Source organism: Nocardia amikacinitolerans (assembly GCF_900215415.1).
Lineage (GTDB): Bacteria > Actinomycetota > Actinomycetes > Mycobacteriales > Mycobacteriaceae > Nocardia > Nocardia amikacinitolerans.
This window is the reverse complement of record NZ_OBEG01000004.1, coordinates 1-16201: the sequence shown is the minus strand read 5'-3', so window position 1 is coordinate 16201 and position 16201 is coordinate 1. Positions and strand designations below refer to the sequence as shown.

Below are 16201 nucleotides of genomic sequence, written 5' to 3'. Positions count from 1 at the left end.
AGCTCAGTCGGCGCGGAGTTCCTCCGTCGCTTCGAAGTACGCGTCGGCGGCCCTGCGAAAGTAGTCGAACAACAGCTCACGCTGCTCGGGCCGATATTCGGCGATGATCTCGCCGACGCGTCGCCGGGCCGGGCCGAGCACGCGATCCAGTTCCGCGGGCGTTTCGACCAGTTCGACGGTGACCTTGCGCCGGTCGCCGCGCACCGGGACTCGCCGGACGTACCCGGCCTCTTCCAGGCGGTCGACCAGCCGGGTGGTCGGGCCGGTGGTGAGACCCGTGCGCGCGCCGAGTTCGCCCGGCGTCATCGGGCCGCCGAGTTCCAGGACGTTGAGCGCGTAGAGGTCGGTCGCGCCCAGGTCCACCGCCCGTGCTCCGGCCTGTCCGTGCAACATGAGCGCGCTCAGATAGCGGCGATAGACCGCGCTCGCCTCCGATCGCGCCATTGCCTCCGGTTGCGCTGTGCCCGGTTGCGTCGAGTCCGATTGGGCTGAGTCCGATCGCGCGGAAGCGGATCGCCCTACGTCCGACCGCCTTGCATCTGATCGCATTGCGTCCGATCGCGCTGTTGACACGATTACCTCCGTCTCCTAATCTCTTCCTCAACGAAGAGAAATCTTCGGCGAAGAAAGTTCTTCTACGCAGTAATCTATCACGGAGGGCGTCATGACCACCATCGATTCGGCCACAACCAGCACCGCGCACCCGCGTCGCCGCAAGGCGATCCGCGTCCTCGCCGCGTCGGCGCTCGCGCTCGGACTCGCCGTCGGCGGCGGATACCTCTGGCTGGACAAGACGGCCGAGGTGCGCAATCTGGGGACCTCGGACTGCTCGGACGCCGTCCCGTCCGGAGCCGCCGCGACGCCGGAAGCCGCAGCGGAGATCTGCGCGGCCCTCGACCGGCTCACGGACGCGTGGGCCGCGGGCGACGCCGACGCCTTCGGCAGCGTCTTCACCGAGGACGCCACGTACACCACTTACGTCGGCACCTACTACGAGGGCAGGGACGATCTCGTCGAAGCGCACCGCGCGCTGTTCGACGGTTTCCTGAAGGGCACCAAGCTCGCCGATTCCTACCTCGGCATCCGGTTCTACGGTCCCGGCACGGCGGTGGTCACCAGCCGCGGCGACACCTACAAGGGCGAACGCAAGGGCGCCGACGAGCTGACCAAGATCCAGACCTACACCCTGGTCGAGCAGGACGGACGCTGGCTGATCGCGGCCTTCCACAACACCAAGCGCGCCAACGTCATGGAGCGGATCTCGTTCCTGTTCGCGCCCGACACGAGGCCGGCCGCCGAGCGCTGATCGCGCGTCGTCGCGATGGGACGACACTGCGGCAATCTTCACCCCTCCGGCCCCGCACCGCGCTACGTTGGAGTATGCGCAGACAATTCGGACACCAGGTCGGCACCGGTGCCCGATGTCGGCGTGTTCCACGATCGCCGGTGACGCCGATTCGATGTGCATTCGAGGTGGTCACGTGAATCCACAGAGGGGTTCGGGCAAGATGAGTCCCGACGCGGCCCCGGCCGATTCGGATACGCGCGGCATCGATACGCGACGCGGCGCGGATACCCAGCGCGACACCCCACGCCCCGAGCTGGCAGGCATCGCCGACGAACTCGCGGCGATGGGTCTCTCCGGGGCCGTCGAGATCGGCAGGGGCGGTTTCGGCGTGGTGTACCGCTGTCTGCAAGTCGCGCTGGAACGGGTCGTCGCGGTGAAGGTGCTCTCCTCCGAGATCGACATCGAGAGCCGGGAACGCTTCCTGCGCGAGGAACAGGCCATGGGCAGGCTCTCCGGCCACCCCAACATCGTCGATATCCTGCAGGTGGACGTCACCGCCAGCGGTATGCCGATCATCGTGATGCCGTACTGCACACACGGTTCGCTCGAACAGCTCATCCGCGAGCAGGGCCCGCTCACCTGGGCGGATTCGCTGCGGGCCGGCGTGAAATTGGCGGGCGCGATCGAGAGCGCGCACCGCGCCAGAATCCTGCACCGCGACGTCAAACCGGCCAACGTGCTGCTCAGCGGCTACGGCGAACCGCAGCTCACCGATTTCGGCATCGCCAGGATTCCCGGCGGCTTTCGCACCTCCAGCAGCCTGATCACCGGGTCGCCCGCGTTCACCGCGCCGGAGGTGCTCAAGGGCGAGGAGCCGACCGTCCGCTCCGATATCTACGGTCTCGGGGCCACGCTGTTCGCCCTGCTCACCGGCCACGCCGCTTTCGAGAGGCAGGCGGGGGAGCGGGTGGTCGCGCAGTTCCTGCGGATCACCACCCAGCCGGTGCCGGATCTGCGCGAGCAGGACATTCCGCCCGATGTGGCCGACGCGATCGAGCGGGCCATGGCGCCCGATCCGGCCGATCGACCGGAATCGGCGTACGAGTTCGGCACGCTGCTGCGCTCGGTGCAGGTGGAACACGGCCAGCTGCCCGACGAGATGGCGCTGCTCGACACGACCGGGCTGCTCGAGGAGTTCGACGGCGCGCGTCCGGTGGTGGAGGCGCAACCGTCCACGCGCACCCGCCCCGCGGTGACCCGGCGCAGCTGGCCGTTGACGTTGCGTCCCGCCGTCTCGCAGCACCCGACCGGCGCGACCACCCTCCCGCCAACCGCCGCGACGAAATTCCACCCGCCGACCCCGGTCCTCGAGCCGGTGCCGCGACCCCGGCTGCTCGACATCCTGCGCGCGGGCGGGCGGCGCAGGCTCGCGGTGCTCCACGCACCCGCGGGGTTCGGCAAGAGCACGGTGGCCGCGCAGTGGCGCGCGGAACTCAGCGGCGGCGGGGTGCCGGTCGCGTGGATCGGCATCGACCGCGACGACGACAACGAGATCTGGTTCCTCGCCCACCTCATCCAGGCCATCCACCGGGTGCGCCCCGATATCGGCGCCGGGCTCGACCAGGCGCTGGAGGAACACGCGGGCGACGCGGTGCCCTACGCCATCACCACGCTCATCAACGAGATCCACGCGGGCGGGGAGACCGTCGTGGTGGTGGTGGAAGACTGGCACCGCATCACCGATCCCGGTACGCACCGCGCGATGGAGGCGCTGCTCGACAACGGCTGCCACCACCTGCGTTTCGTGGTGACAAGCAGGGAGCAGTCCGGCCTGCCGACCAGCCGGATGCGGGTGCACGACGAACTGGTCGAGATCGGGTCCGCGGCGCTGCGGCTCACCGTGGCCGAGACCAAGCAGATTCTGGTGGACCGCAACGGTTTCGCGCTGACCGAGGCGCAAGTGGAGCAGATCCACGAGGCGACCGACGGCTGGCCGGCCGCCATCCAGCTGATCAGCCTCTCGCTGCGCGGCAACGTCGACCCGGAACAGCTGATCGCGACGCTTTCCGAAGGCAGTCACGGCATCCGCGAATATCTCGCCGAGAACGTGCTCGACGCGCTCGAACCGAGGATGCTCGACTTCCTCAGCTCGATCTCGGTGACCGAGCGCGTCTCCGCGTCGCTGGCCGCCGCCCTCTCCGACGACAGCGAGGCCGAGCTGCTGCTCGCCCAGGCCGAGCAGCGCGAGCTGTTCCTGCGGCGCATCGAGCACGACCCGGAGTGGTACCGGATGCAGCCGCTGTTCGCCGAGCATCTGCGCGCCCGGCTGGAACGCACCCAGCCGGGGAAGCTGAAGTCGCTGCACCGCAAGGCGTCCCGCTGGTACGCCGAACACCAGCTGCTGCGCAAGTCGGTGGACCACGCGCTTGCCGCGACGGATCTGAAGATGGCGCTGGATCTGGTCGAGGGCGGCGGCATGGACCTGATCGATGCCTCCCGGCTGGCCACCCTGCTCGGCACGGTGTCGAAACTGCCGGTGCAGCAGGTGGCTTCGCGGTCCAAGCTGCTGATGGCGGTGGCGCGGGCCAATGTGAACCTGCAACAGTCCAGCGCGGCGCGCAGCGCGTTGGGCAGGTTGTCGAACATGCTCGCCCGCGGCTCCTCCGGTGACGCCGATGTGGTCGTGCAGCGGTGCGAGGCCGCGGTGCTCGCCGCCGCCGACCAGATCGCGCGCGACCACACCGAGGGCGTGCTCGACCGCGTCGCGGACTGCCTCGAGCACCCCGAGGAGCTGCCCGCGTGGACGGTCTCCACCGCGGCCAACCTGACCTCGTTCGTGCGGCTGTGCCAGTTCGATTTCGACGGCGCCCGCAGCATCCAGGACTGGGCGGCCGAGTACCACGCCAGCTCCAAGGACCCGCTCGGCGTGGTGTTCGGGCTGTGCGGGCAGGGCGCGGCGGCCTACGAGCAGCTCGACATCGCCACGGCGATGCAGTGTTTCCAGCAGGCATGGGAGACGGCGCGGCTCCGCTCGGGTCCGCGATCGCACGCGGTGCGGGTGGCCTCGGCGTTGCTCGGCGAATTGAACTACCGCCGAGGCGATCTCGATGTCGCCGACCGGCTGCTCGACGAGAGTCACCAGCTGGTCACCCGGATCGGGCCGGTCGACTTCCTGATCCCGACGTTCGTCACCGGAGCGCGGATCAAGGCGGTGCTCGGCGATCTGGCGACCGCCGCGGCCCGGCTGGACGAGGGCGCAAGGATTGCCGCCGAGCACCGCCTGGTCCGGCTCGCCGCGCACATCCGCGCCGAACGGCTGCGGCTCGGCCTACCCGTGGAGTACCTGGCGCACGGCGACGGGCATTCCGAAGCGCTGAGCGTGGTCCACCACCGGTTGGTCGGCTCGGCCGCGCTCACCGCCGAGGCCGAGGAGATCGCGGGCATCCGCGGCCTGCTCGCGCAGAAGCCGCCGCGCTCGGACGACACCGCGGTGCGCCGCGCCCGCGCCCTGCACGGCCGGATGCTCGAACAGGACCGTCCCCGAGCGGAATTGGACACCGCGCTGCTGCTCGCCGAATGCCTCGCCGCGTCCGGCTGGGTCGGCGAGGCCACCGGCCTGCTGCTCCCCGCCGCCGCCACCTGCGCCGAACTGGGCTGGACCCGTCCACTCTTGGACGCGGGCCCCGGTGTCGTCGCCATCCTGCGCGTGCTGCGCTCCGAAATGCACGCGTCCCCCGAGCAGCTGGAGGACGCGGCGCTACCCGCCCTGTTCCTGGAGGAACTCCTGGACTGAAGGGCGGGCAGCGTCAGCTCAGGCTTCCCACCAGGGACGCAGCGGGACCGTCCACGCACCGTTGGGCGGGAGCTTGACGCCGAGCACCTGGTGCAGCTGAACCACGTTGCGCTGGAAGCCGAGTCGGCAGCCCGCCATGTACAGGCCCCAGACCTTGGCCGTTCCCTCGCCGACCTCGGCGACGCAGGCGTCCCAGTTGGCGACCAGGTTCTTGCACCATTCGTGCAGGGTCAGCGCGTAGTGCTCGCGCAGGTTCTCCTCGTGCAGCACCTCGAGCCCGGTGTTCTGGATCTCGGAGATGATGCGGCCGGAGCCGATCAGCTCGCCGTCCGGGAAGACGTACCTGTCGATGAAATCGCCCGCTTTGGTGGTGCGGGTGTTGTCCGGGCGGGTGATGCAGTGGTTCAGGAACAGGCCGCCGTCGCGCAGCTTGTTCTTGATGAATTCGAAGTAGTACGGGTAGTTGTGCACGCCGATGTGTTCGGTGAGACCGATCGAGGACACGGCGTCGAACTCGCCCTCTGGCACGTCGCGATAGTCGGAGTGCCGCACCTCGGCGAGATCGGAGAGCCCTTCCTCGGCGATCTTCCGCTGCGCCCACTCGGCCTGCTCCGCCGAGAGGGTCGCGCCGATGACCTTGACGCCGCGCCGAGCCGCGTAGCGCACCATGCCGCCCCAGCCGCAGCCGATGTCGAGCAGCCGGTCGCCCTCCTTCAGGCGCAGCTTGTCGAAGACGAGGCGGTACTTGTTCTCCTGTGCCTGCTCCAGCGTCCAGTTCTCGTCGCCGTAGGCCGCGCAGGTGTAGGTCATCGAGGGACCGAGGACGTACTCGTAGAAGGTGTTCGAGACGTCGTAGTGGTGGTGGATGGCCTCCGCGTCACGGGTCTTGGAGTGGCGCAGACCCTCGAACGCGATCCGGCGCCAGCGCGGCAGCGTCTCCTGCGGCGGCGGCGCGACCGGCTTGAGCCGCTCCCAGCCGAGCGAGCGCGCGATGGTGACCAGCGCGAGCGCCGACGGGCGGCGGAACTTCAAGTCCTGCATCGCCTTCAGGATCTCGTACGGGTCGCCGGGGTGGACGCCGGTCGCCGTCATGTCGCCCGCGATGTAGGCGCGCGCCATGCCGAGATCGCCGGGCGCGGTGGCCAGGTAGTTGATACCGCGCGGGGTCTTGATGTCGAGGGTGTAGTCCGAATCCTCCGGCCCGGTCGCGCTGCCGTCGTAGGCGGTCAGGCGAATCGGGACCTCGCCGTCGACGAGGGTCTCGAAGATCTCGGCAATGCTCAGTTTGGTTCCCAGGTCCGCGAACACGTCGGAACGGTCCTTGAATGTCGTCATTTCCGTTGCACCGCCTTCGAATACAAATCCAGCAAGCGCTGGTCCGGGTCGTAGCGTTTCTTCAGTTCGGTGTAGGTCTGGCCGCCGTAGAGCGCCGCGAACTCGTCTTTTTCGTAGTACGCGTCGGAATACAGCGATTTGTGCCCGTCGAACTCGGTCACGGTGCGTTCGATGGCGCGGTTGGCCGCGCCCTCCTGCTGCCCGGGAACGGTGGGCACGGCCGACCAGAATCCCACGTTGACGTAGGTACGGTTCGGCTCGATCGGATACAGCGGCCAGGGACGTCCGGTCGCGGCGGGCGCGGCGGTCTCCCGCAAACGCAGCGGGCACAGCCATATCGGCTCGATGGGAATCTCGCGCAGGAACCATTCGACGAAATCCGCGGTGCGCTCCACCGGGACCTCGATGTCCTGCACCACCCGCTCGCGCGGCGGGTTGCCCTTGCGGGCTTCCAGTTTGTCGCCGATGTCGTATTTGTGATCGAGGGCGACGAGCTTCCAGTAGAAGCTGCTGCGCCGGTAGCGCTTCGGCCAGAACCGGCGGATTCTCGGGTTCTGCGTGCCGAAAGCGCGCGAGCACCAGAACCAGTCGGTGTCCCAGCGCCACAGGTAGTCGTGGATGGTCAGGCGATCGCGCTTGGGCCGCGCGCCGTCGTGCTGGATGGAGCGGTAGTAGATGTCCATCCCGGTGTAGTCGCTGACCGGACCTGGCTCGTCGGTCTGCCTGCCGAGCGTCAGGTAACTCTCCTCGGCGGTGAACACGACGCCGTCGAGGTAGTCGACCCGCTCGCCGTCGTAGGACTTCTCGTCCACGATCCGCGTGATCGCGGCCTCCAGTTCGCGCAGGTCGCGGAACCGCACGTGGCGCAGCGCCACGTAGGGCAGTACGGGCTCGAGCTCGATCTTCAGCCGGACGGTGTACCCCAGCGTGCCGTAGGAATTGGGGAAGCCGCGGAACAGGCCGGCGTGCTCGCCATCGGGCCGGGCGGTGATCAGCTCGCCCGCTCCGGTCAGCACGTCCATCTCCAGCACCGACTCGTGCGGGAGGCCGCTGCGGAACGAGGTGGACTCGATGCCGAGGCCGGTCACCGCGCCGCCGAGGGTGATCGTCTTGAGCTGCGGAACCACCAGCGGCGCCAGCCCGTACGGCAAGGTCGCGGCCACCAGGTCCTCGTAGGTGGTCATGCCCGCGACGTCGGCGGTCCGCGCGTCCGGATCCACCGCGACGACCTGGGTCAGGCCGGAAACGTCCAAGCCGGGCGCGGTGTTCTTGGCCCTGGCTCGGAACAGATTGGAGGTCTTCTTCGCCAGCCGCACGTTGGCGTCCGCGGGTATGGCGCGGTAACTCGCCAGAAGGCGATCCACACCCGCTCGGTGCGCGGCAAACCCTGATTCGCGTGCGGCCGGACTGTGACCGGCCTTCCCCAACAGACTCACTGCCACCCCTCGACGCTAGTACGCACCGTGATCTTCGACCACTGATAAACGATCGAGCCGGGATAAATGTCACGGGAATGTTGCATCGGGAATACCCGGCGTTCGGCGTGGCAGTCGTCCGGTCGAACACGCGGTAGGACAACGTGAGCCTGGACGCCGCGCACGCGCGGGCGCAGGGCAGGATAGGGGGCGGTCGAGACACCGCATCCGGACAAGGAGCTCATTGTGGGACAGGTCAGCGCCAGCAGTTCGATCACCGTCGACGCGGATCCGAAGCGCGCGCTCGAGGCCATCGCCGACTACGAGACGGTGCGCCCGCGCATTCTCTCCTCGCACTACCGCGACTACAAGGTCGTCGAGGGCGGCAAGGGCGCCGGCACCGTCGCCGAGTGGACGTTGCAGGCCACCGAGAAGCGCGTCCGTAACGTGCACGCCGTCGTTTCGGTGGCGGATTCCATTGTCACCGAGCGTGATTCGAACTCCACCATGGTGAACACCTGGACGGTGACGCCGGAGGGCGCCGGCGCGCAGATCACGCTGCGCACCACGTGGAAGGGGGCAGGCGGCATCTCGGGCATCTTCGAGGGCATCTTCGCGCCGCTGGGGCTGAAGAAGATCCAGGCCGAGGTGCTGGAGAACCTGAAGCGCGAACTGGCCTGAGCCGGTAGCGAATCGAGCGACGGCGCGGCCGGACCTTTGGATGAGGTCCGGCCGCGCCGTCGCCATTCGATCAGGCCTTGCCGATGTCGAAGAGGTTGCCCTCCGGGTCGGCGAGCGTCGCCCAGTTCCCGCCGTACTCGTCGAAATCGCCGATGTGCTTCGCGCCGAGGGCGACCGCGCGGTCGATCTGTTCGCGCCACTCGGTCGAGGCGAGATCCAGGTGGACGACGTTCTTGCCCGGCGTCTTGTCCGGCACCTTGATGAACATCAGTAGCGGCTTGTGCCCGGACTCCCTACCCACCGTCGCGAAGAACTCGTTGGCTCCTTCGTCGACGCGCTGCTCGAGCAGCTCCGCCCAGAATCCGGCGAGCGCCGCGGCGTTCTCGCAGTCGAAGGTGACGTTGGCGATGGACAGCGTCATGATCGTTCACTCCTGTTCTCGGCGTCCGCCGATGGGCCAGCAGACTTCGGTCCGGTATGCGGTCGGGTCGTCGGTGTCGTTCGGGGCCACCAGGTACAGCTCGCGCACCGGCTCCGGCAGTGCCGTGTCGTGTTCGGCGACGTGGCTGCCCAGCGCGCCGTAGGTGCGGTCGAAGTCCTCGAAGGGGCCGCTGTGCACGGCGATGGCGAAGTGGCGCGCGGGTAGTTCGATCACGTCGAGGCCCTCGGGCGGTTCGATGGCGTCGCGGGTGGGGATCGGCACGAAGGCGACCACCTCGCCTTCGTCGTTCTCGAAGAATTCCGGCGAGTACGTCGCGCCGCCGACCCCCGCGGGCTGCACGCCCGCTGCCGCCAAGGTCTGGTAGAGCAGCGCGAACGACTGTCCGCACCAGATTTCGATGCCGTCGCGCTCGACGAAGCCGACGACGGCCAGTGCCGGAAATGCCGGAATCGACCGGTAGCTCACCGTGATCGGCGCGGGTTCGGTCAGCAGCGAACGCAGCGACGCGACCACCGCCCTTGTCCGCTGCAATTCCGCCTCCATGCGCTCCAGATGCGCACGCAGCGCGCTGTCCCGCGCGGCGACGTCCGGCGCGGCGAGCACGGACTTGATCTCGGGCAGCGGCATGTCGAGGCGGCGCAGGCGCCGGATCAGATGGGCCTGCGCCACCTGCTCGGTCGAGTAGCGCCGATAACCCGAGGCCGGGTCGATCTCGACCGGCTCGAGCAGTTCGATGTCGTGGTAGTACCGCAGCGTTTTCACGCTGAGGTAGGTCAGTCTGGCGAACTCACCGATCGAGACGGTCGCGGTCATGTGTTCAGCGAACACCCTCCAGCGACTGGAGAGTCAAGCGGCCCGCCGGCACATGGTTCGCTCACTCGGTCCGCTCATGCCAAGGCGAAAGTCAGCAGCAGGGTGGTCTGCAGCGCGCCGCGCCACCACGAGTAGCCGAACCAGACGCCGGGGGTCACCTCGCGGATCTCGTCGTAGAGCGGCGGGCTCGGCGACGGGGCGTAGTTCAGCGCCCAGGCCGGGCGGCCGTCCAGCACCGCTGGCGCGCGATACACATCGGCCCGCCAGCCCTCGACGCCCGCGCCGGTCAGACGGTTCATCAGGTGGCCGCCGTCGGGACCGGTGTAGAAGGTCTTGCCGATCCACACGCCCGGTGCGATGCCCTGGATGTAGTTCGGCCGGACCACCCAGCCGTTCTTGACGCCCATCGGCACCGCGCCCTGCGGCGCGTCGTGGAAGATCGCGTCCTGCTGTTCCGGTGAGCAGCGGAAGCGCAGCGAATCCAAGGTCGCGGCCTTGTTGTCGGGATACAGCACGCACCCGCCGCCGTAGTCGGACGCCGCGGGGATCACGTCGGAATCCGCCGGGATAACGCTCGAATCCGTCGGGGCCACCTCCGAATCGGCCGGGGCCACCTCCGAATCGGCCGGGACCGCCGCCGAATCGGCCGGGGCCACGCCGGAATCCGCCGAGGCCGCCGGGGCGCAGAGGACCGAAAGGGCCATGGCGCCCACGAGAAGTACTCGGTTTGTGCTCATTGCTGTCTCCAGAATTCACCGAACCGGGACCCGACCCACGTCGAGGTTAAGTGGGCCGGACCTGACTGTCTCGGTATATCCGGGAGGACTAGGCTGAACCGTGACAATCTCCCCTGAGAGAGGACGAGCAGTGCAGCCCGGTGGTCAATTCGACATGCAGCAGTTACTCGCCCAGGCACAGCAGATGCAGCAGGCGGTGATGGAAGCGCAGGCCGAGATCGCGGCCTCCGAGGTGGACGGACAGGCGGGCGGCGGCCTCGTCCAGGTGCGGATCAAGGCGACGGGTCAGGTGGTCTCGCTGACCATCGATCCGAAAGTTGTCGACCCCGACGACGTCGAGGGCCTGCAAGATCTGGTGATCGGCGCGGTCAACGACGCGATGAGCAACGCGCAGCGGCTGGCGGCCGAGCGCCTCGGCCCGCTCTCCGGCGGCCTCGGCGGCGGTTCGCTGCCCGGGCTGCCGGATTTCTGATCGAGGACGGGACGGTTGTACGAGGGTCCGGTACAGGATCTGATCGACGAGCTCGGCAAGCTGCCCGGCGTCGGTCCGAAGAGCGCGCAGCGCATCGCGTTTCACCTTCTCCAGGTGGAACCGCCGGAGATCGACCGGCTGCAGGCCGCCTTGCAGAAGGTGCGCGACGGCGTGCAGTTCTGCGTGGTGTGCGGCACCGTCTCCGACGGCGAACTGTGCCGGATCTGCGCCGACCCGCGCCGCGACCGCAGCATGATCTGTGTGGTCGAGGAGCCCAAGGACGTTCAGGCGATCGAGCGCACCCGTGAGTTCCGTGGCCGCTACCACGTGCTCGGCGGCGCGCTCGATCCGCTCAGCGGCATCGGACCGGATCAGCTGCGGATACGGGAACTGTTGGCGCGCATCGGCAATCAAGAGGACGGCGTCGACGTCAGCGAGGTGATCATCGCGACCGACCCGAACACCGAGGGCGAGGCGACGGCCACCTACCTGGTGCGGATGCTGCGCGATTTTCCCGGGCTCGCGGTGACGCGGTTGGCCTCCGGCCTGCCGATGGGCGGGGATCTGGAGTTCGCCGACGAATTGACCCTCGGGCGAGCGCTTTCCGGCAGGCGCGCGCTGTAAGCGTCCCCGACACAGTCCCGCGCGGGACTTTCGTCCGATGGGGTGTGCTTGCGGGCCGTACGCGGTCCGCATGGGTCTTCCTCCGGCCGTGCTCTCGAATTACTCTGCGGGGGATGAGCATCGAGTTCCTGCTGACGACGCTCGTCATCGTCGCCACGCCCGGTACCGGCGTCCTGTTCACCCTCGCGGCCGGACTCTCGCGCGGCGTGCGCGCCAGCGTCGTCGCGGCCTTCGGCTGCACCCTCGGCATCGTCCCGCACATGATCGCGGCGGTAACGGGTCTCGCCGCGCTGTTGAACACCAGCGCCGTCGCCTTCCAGACGCTGAAGTATCTCGGGGTCGCCTACCTGCTGTACATGGCGTGGAACACGCTGCGGGACAAAGGCGCTCTCGCCATTCCCGACGCCGGAACGGAACGGGCCGCGCCGCGCGCTCGCCAGGTGATCACCTCGGCGGTGCTGCTCAACATCCTGAACCCGAAGCTGACCATCTTCTTCTTCGCGTTCCTTCCCCAGTTCGTGCCCGAGGGCGCGCCGAACGCGCTGGCCCGCATGCTCGAGCTGAGCGGCATCTTCATGCTGGCCACCTTCGTGGTGTTCGCCGGATACGGCGCGTGCGCGGCGACGGTGCGCACGTACGTCATCGCGCGGCCGGTCGTGGTGACGTGGATGCGGCGGGTGTTCGGTGCGTCGTTCGTTGCGCTCGCGGGGCGGCTCGCCGTGCAGAACCAGTAGGGGTCAGAACTCGACGCGGGTCCACGGAATGCGGGCGATCGCGTCCTTTTCGCCCGTCGTCCAGGACCAGATCAGGTCGGCGACCGCCTTGGGGTCCGCGAGGGTGGCGCCGTAGTGGCGTTCGGGACCGCCGTCGCGGTACTCGACGGTGTACTCGCCCGGCTTGCCGCGGTAGGTCTGGATGTAGTCGTGGTCGCCCCGCTCCACGATCAGGTAGGGGTTCGGCGGCGCGAGTTCCGGAATCCACTGGTCCACAAGGGCTTTGGTGAGGTACGGGAACGTGCCCGCGCCGCCGTGGGTGACGGTGACCGGCACGTGGCCCGCGGGATCGATCAGCCAGGCCAGCTGCGGGTCGTAGATCGCGTAGTCGCGCGGCGTCGCGATCTCGAAAAGCAGCTGCCGCACGTGGCCGATCGCGTCGTACGGGCACGCCACGTGCAGCACCGACCCGTTCGCCGCCCCACCCACCGACTCACCGCTGAGAAAGCTGTCCTCCTCCGGCAGCTCCAGATTCGCCTCGTTGATCTCGGCCGCCATCTCGGCGACCACCTCGGCCTCGTCCACCCCCTGCTGCCCGACCAGGTACGCCTCCACCTCGGCCAGGTTCGCAGCGACACCGGACGGCAACAACACGTGGTCGTAGTTCACCCGGCCAGCGTACGGGGAGCTACCTACCGGCTCTCCGCCCGCACCAGAACCGGACAAGCGGGGCTGACCTACGATTACTGCGACTACCAGCCTGAAGGACGGCCACATGTCGGAGCTGTTCGACTGGTCTTCGCCGAAGACCTACATCTTGCCGGTAGATATGGACGACTACCTGGCCATGCCCGAGGAGATGTCGCGCGACGTCGAGATCAAGGACGGGATGATCGTCCATCGCGAGTCGGCTTCGCCCAACCACAATGCGATCGCCCGCAACATCGAACGCGCGCTGCTGGAAGGCCAAGCCAAACGCGGATCGGCCGAGCCGTGTCTGCGGGTGAACCGCGATATCGACATGCTCGTCTCCGAGGTCCCGCTGCACTACAAGCGCCCGGATGTCATCGTCTACCGCTGCATCGAGCAGCCGAGACCCAAATGGAAGATGAAGCCGACCGTCGCCGATACCGTGCTGGTCGTCGAGGTCGTGTCGCCGACAACCATCACCGCGGACCTGATCGACAAGCGTGCCGAGTACGCCCGCTTCGGCATCGAGAACTACTGGATCGCCCGGATGGCCAACAACGACGGCCCCGCCCTGTCCATCGAGATGCTGACTCTGAACTCGGCAGGCGAGTACGTCTCGGCTGGGCACCGGAGCCGAGGGAGCAGCGCCGCGGCCATCGAGACCTTCGTGCCCTTCGAAACCTATGCCACCTGGCAGGACTTGGACGACGGTATCGACTGATCCGGAGGCGGTCAGGCTTGGCGGCGGGAGGGGGATGGTTGTGTTGTGCAGGCGCAGCCGCCCGCGAGGTCTGCGCAGTCGATGATGAAGGCGTGGCGGGCGTGGTCGAAGGCGATGCAGTCGTCGTCGGTGCACTCGGGTGTGCGGGCCGCGTGGATGATCAGGGTGCCGTGACAGTGGTCGACGGCGGATTCGCAGGTGGGGCAGGTCGCTCGCATGGGACCTCCTGACGATCGGTTGGTCATTCGGTCTTAGCACTCGAGTCCGGACGACGGTGGGAGGCGGGCGGGAGTGTCGGCAACCCTGCGTGGTGGGGATACGCCGTGGTAGAGGTTGCGCGCCGAGCGTGGGCGTCCCGATTCGTGCTATGTCAGTGGCGGGCGAACACACCGCGACTCCGGGCGATCACGCGGATTCACGTGCGAAGATGGCACCACGGTCGACCCACGTCGGCGCGCCCGGCTGGACGCACCGCCTGGGGACCGGCGACCGGTTGCGGCGCGGACCGGACGCACGTCCGTCACGGCGAAACGTCTGACAGCGGAGGTGAGGTCGGCATGGTCGCCGATGCGGTGCCCCCGGCGGCGACGGCCGCCGACGTGCGGGAGCAGATCGCCGAGCAGCTCGCCCGCTACCGGGCCGAGGGCGGTCACACCGGCGCCTACGACGAGTGCGGCAGGCCGACCGGCGGCTACTACGACGAGCTGGTGGACACCGACGGCATCGTGCGGCAGATGTGGTCGGAGCTCTCTGCCGACTTCGTCGAGATCGGCCCGGCGGGGCTCGGCAGGCTGGACACCAGGGTGCGCAGGCTGATCGAGGACGACGGCATCACCTACACCGAGGTGATGCGCGCGGGCGAGGCCGCGATCCCGACGCCGTGGCGCCTCGATCCGATTCCACTGCTGGTCTCCGCCGACGATTGGACCCGGCTGGAGGCGGGTCTCGTGCAGCGCTCGCGAGTGCTGGACGAGGTGCTCACCGACATCTACGGCTCGCGCCGCACCATCACCTCCGGACTGCTGCCGCCGGAGCTGGTGTTCGGCAACGCGGGTTATGTGCGCGCCGCGCACGGCATCACGATCCCCGGCCGCCACCAGCTGTTCCTGCACGCCTGCGACATCAGCCGGTGGAGCGACGGCGAATTCCGCGCCATCGCCGACTGGGCCCAAGCCCCCTCGGGCGCCGGTTACGCGCTGGCCGACCGCCGCGTCGTCTCGACCGCGATCCCGGAGGCCTTCGAGCACTCCAGCCCGCGCCCGCTCACCCCGTTCGCCAGGGCGATGCGGCTGTTGCTGATCGAGGCGGCGCCGGTCGCCGACGACAATCCCGTCGTGGTGGTGCTGAGCCCGGGCGTGCACTCCGAAACCGCCTTCGATCAGGCGTATCTCGCCTCGACGCTGGGTTTCCCGCTGGTGGAGAGCGCCGACCTGGTGGTGCGCGACGGCGCGCTGTGGATGCGCTCGCTCGGCACTCTCAAGCGGGTCGACGTGGTGCTGCGCCGGGTGGACGCGGAGTTCTCCGATCCGCTCGATCTGCGGCCGGATTCGCATCTCGGGGTGGTGGGGCTGGTCGAGGTGTTGCGCCGCGGCGCTGTCACCGTGGTGAACACGCTGGGCAGCGGGTTGCTGGAGAACCCGGCGCTCGCCTGCTTCCTGCCGCGTATCTCCCGTGCGCTGCTCGGCGAGGAGCTGCTGCTGGACAGCGCGCCCGCGTACTGGGGCGGCGACGCGAGCGAGCGTTCGCATCTGCTGGCCAATCTGGACGAACTCATCATCCGATCGACGGTGGACGGGGCCACGCTGTTCGGGCCGGAGCTGACGGCGACGATGCGCGAGGAGTTGCGGCGGCGCATCGAGGTGGACGGCTGGAAGTGGGTCGGCCAGGAACCGGCCCAGTTCTCGGTGGCGCCGGCCGTGCGCGGGTACGGCGGTCTTGCCGCGGCGCCGGTGGGCATGCGGCTGTTCTCGCTGGCCCGCCGCGGCGGCTACACGGCGATGGCGGGCGGCCTCGGCCAGCTGCGCCAGCGCACCGAGCCGGACCGGGTGGTGATCAAGGTCGCCGCCAAGGACGTGTGGGTGCGCGCCGCGCCCGCCGCGACGACCGCGGTAGGCGCCGAAACGCCGCGCGAGGAGCGCGAGCGGCGGGCCGCGCCGATCGTCGAGGAGATCAGCTCGCCCCGCGTGCTCAACGACATGTTCTGGATGGGCCGGTACTGCGAGCGCGCGGAGGCGGCGGTGCGCCTGCTCATCGCCACCCACGACCGCTACCAGGACTATCGCTACCGCCCGTGGTTGGAGGGCGCGGAGGCGCTGCCGGTCCTGATGGCGGCGCTGGCCGCGACGACCTGCTGCGACGCACCGGAGGCGGTGATCGGAAACGGCGGCGCGCTTGCCGAGGGGGCCTCGGGTGGCGCGGAGTCGGAGTTGGGCGGTGGGGAAGCCCGGGCCCTCGGCGGGGGGCCGGGTGGCGGGGAG

16 protein-coding genes are annotated in these 16201 nt (G+C 68.8%); 8 read left to right on the top strand and 8 right to left on the bottom strand.

Annotation, left to right across the window (positions count from 1 at the left end; translation table 11 throughout):
* Positions 1-3: 3 nt before the first annotated feature.
* The gene (locus CRP45_RS18510) at positions 4-444 is read right to left on the bottom strand and encodes a MarR family winged helix-turn-helix transcriptional regulator (protein ID WP_097246161.1); all 441 of its coding nucleotides are present in this window, start codon (positions 442-444) and stop codon (positions 4-6) included.
* A gap of 220 nt (positions 445-664) precedes the next feature.
* Here CRP45_RS18510 and CRP45_RS18505 point away from each other — a divergent pair, with 220 nt between their 5' ends.
* The gene (locus CRP45_RS18505) at positions 665-1306 is read left to right on the top strand and encodes an SgcJ/EcaC family oxidoreductase (RefSeq protein WP_097246160.1); all 642 of its coding nucleotides are present in this window, start codon (positions 665-667) and stop codon (positions 1304-1306) included.
* A 202-nt stretch (positions 1307-1508) separates the two neighbouring features.
* Entirely contained in the window at positions 1509-5081 is a 3573-nt protein-coding gene (locus CRP45_RS18500; protein ID WP_097246616.1) for a serine/threonine-protein kinase, read from the top strand.
* Positions 5082-5099: 18 nt separating this feature from the next.
* Here CRP45_RS18500 and CRP45_RS18495 read toward each other — a convergent pair whose 3' ends face one another.
* Together CRP45_RS18495 and CRP45_RS18490 are read right to left on the bottom strand one after the other, a co-directional pair.
* Positions 5100-6416: a class I SAM-dependent methyltransferase gene (locus CRP45_RS18495; RefSeq protein WP_097246159.1), complete on the bottom strand. Its 1317-nt coding sequence runs from the start codon at positions 6414-6416 to the stop codon at positions 5100-5102.
* A complete protein-coding gene (locus CRP45_RS18490) occupies positions 6413-7852 on the bottom strand; it encodes an FAD-binding oxidoreductase (protein ID WP_097246158.1) in 1440 nt (479 codons plus the stop codon). The genes CRP45_RS18495 and CRP45_RS18490 overlap by 4 nt, the downstream gene beginning before the upstream one ends.
* A 225-nt stretch (positions 7853-8077) precedes the next feature.
* Here CRP45_RS18490 and CRP45_RS18485 point away from each other — a divergent pair, with 225 nt between their 5' ends.
* On the top strand, positions 8078-8512 hold the full coding sequence (locus tag CRP45_RS18485; protein ID WP_067789826.1) for an SRPBCC family protein: 435 nt from the start codon (positions 8078-8080) through the stop codon (positions 8510-8512).
* Between the two features lie 70 nt (positions 8513-8582).
* On the opposite strand, the gene CRP45_RS18480 is transcribed toward CRP45_RS18485, so the two are convergent.
* The 3 genes from CRP45_RS18480 to CRP45_RS18470 all read right to left on the bottom strand — a co-directional run bounded on the left by CRP45_RS18480 (position 8583) and on the right by CRP45_RS18470 (position 10504).
* Positions 8583-8933, bottom strand: a complete 351-nt coding sequence (locus CRP45_RS18480) for a VOC family protein (RefSeq protein WP_097246157.1) — start codon at positions 8931-8933, stop codon at positions 8583-8585.
* 6 nt (positions 8934-8939) lie between these two features.
* A complete protein-coding gene (locus CRP45_RS18475) occupies positions 8940-9767 on the bottom strand; it encodes a MerR family transcriptional regulator (RefSeq protein WP_097246156.1) in 828 nt (275 codons plus the stop codon).
* Between the two features lie 74 nt (positions 9768-9841).
* Positions 9842-10504, bottom strand: a complete 663-nt coding sequence (locus tag CRP45_RS18470; RefSeq protein ID WP_245910221.1) for a hypothetical protein — start codon at positions 10502-10504, stop codon at positions 9842-9844.
* 130 nt (positions 10505-10634) lie between these two features.
* Between CRP45_RS18470 and CRP45_RS18465 the strand changes: the two genes are divergently transcribed.
* From CRP45_RS18465 to CRP45_RS18455, 3 genes are all read left to right on the top strand, one after another.
* Entirely contained in the window at positions 10635-10976 is a 342-nt protein-coding gene (locus CRP45_RS18465) for a YbaB/EbfC family nucleoid-associated protein (protein ID WP_067789836.1), read from the top strand.
* Between the two features lie 15 nt (positions 10977-10991).
* Positions 10992-11600 (top strand): recombination mediator RecR, encoded by a 609-nt coding sequence (gene recR, locus CRP45_RS18460; protein WP_097246155.1) that lies wholly within the window; start codon positions 10992-10994, stop codon positions 11598-11600.
* 113 nt (positions 11601-11713) lie between these two features.
* The gene (locus CRP45_RS18455; RefSeq protein WP_097246154.1) at positions 11714-12334 is read left to right on the top strand and encodes a LysE family translocator; all 621 of its coding nucleotides are present in this window, start codon (positions 11714-11716) and stop codon (positions 12332-12334) included.
* Positions 12335-12337: 3 nt separating this feature from the next.
* On the opposite strand, the gene CRP45_RS18450 is transcribed toward CRP45_RS18455, so the two are convergent.
* Entirely contained in the window at positions 12338-12982 is a 645-nt protein-coding gene (locus CRP45_RS18450; RefSeq protein ID WP_097246153.1) for a hypothetical protein, read from the bottom strand.
* 106 nt (positions 12983-13088) lie between these two features.
* Between CRP45_RS18450 and CRP45_RS18445 the strand changes: the two genes are divergently transcribed.
* Positions 13089-13724, top strand: coding sequence for a Uma2 family endonuclease (locus tag CRP45_RS18445; RefSeq protein ID WP_097246152.1), 636 nt, complete (start codon positions 13089-13091; stop codon positions 13722-13724).
* 11 nt (positions 13725-13735) lie between these two features.
* On the opposite strand, the gene CRP45_RS18440 is transcribed toward CRP45_RS18445, so the two are convergent.
* Positions 13736-13942 (bottom strand): hypothetical protein, encoded by a 207-nt coding sequence (locus tag CRP45_RS18440; protein WP_067789845.1) that lies wholly within the window; start codon positions 13940-13942, stop codon positions 13736-13738.
* A gap of 339 nt (positions 13943-14281) precedes the next feature.
* Here CRP45_RS18440 and CRP45_RS18435 point away from each other — a divergent pair.
* On the top strand, positions 14282-16201 hold a 1920-nt coding region (locus tag CRP45_RS18435; RefSeq protein ID WP_179830920.1), incomplete at its 3' end, for a circularly permuted type 2 ATP-grasp protein.

What these genes read in the sequence shown, in the direction of transcription:
- CRP45_RS18510 (WP_097246161.1), bottom strand. Translation starts at nt 444, where the DNA reads ATGGCGCGATCGGAGGCGAGCGCGGTCTATCGCCGCTATCTGAGCGCG.
- CRP45_RS18505 (WP_097246160.1), top strand. Translation starts at nt 665, where the DNA reads ATGACCACCATCGATTCGGCCACAACCAGCACCGCGCACCCGCGTCGC.
- CRP45_RS18500 (WP_097246616.1), top strand. Translation starts at nt 1,509, where the DNA reads ATGAGTCCCGACGCGGCCCCGGCCGATTCGGATACGCGCGGCATCGAT.
- CRP45_RS18495 (WP_097246159.1), bottom strand. Translation starts at nt 6,416, where the DNA reads ATGACGACATTCAAGGACCGTTCCGACGTGTTCGCGGACCTGGGAACC.
- CRP45_RS18480 (WP_097246157.1), bottom strand. Translation starts at nt 8,933, where the DNA reads ATGACGCTGTCCATCGCCAACGTCACCTTCGACTGCGAGAACGCCGCG.
- CRP45_RS18475 (WP_097246156.1), bottom strand. Translation starts at nt 9,767, where the DNA reads ATGACCGCGACCGTCTCGATCGGTGAGTTCGCCAGACTGACCTACCTC.
- CRP45_RS18470 (WP_245910221.1), bottom strand. Translation starts at nt 10,504, where the DNA reads ATGAGCACAAACCGAGTACTTCTCGTGGGCGCCATGGCCCTTTCGGTC.
- CRP45_RS18455 (WP_097246154.1), top strand. Translation starts at nt 11,714, where the DNA reads ATGAGCATCGAGTTCCTGCTGACGACGCTCGTCATCGTCGCCACGCCC.
- CRP45_RS18445 (WP_097246152.1), top strand. Translation starts at nt 13,089, where the DNA reads ATGTCGGAGCTGTTCGACTGGTCTTCGCCGAAGACCTACATCTTGCCG.
- CRP45_RS18440 (WP_067789845.1), bottom strand. Translation starts at nt 13,942, where the DNA reads ATGCGAGCGACCTGCCCCACCTGCGAATCCGCCGTCGACCACTGTCAC.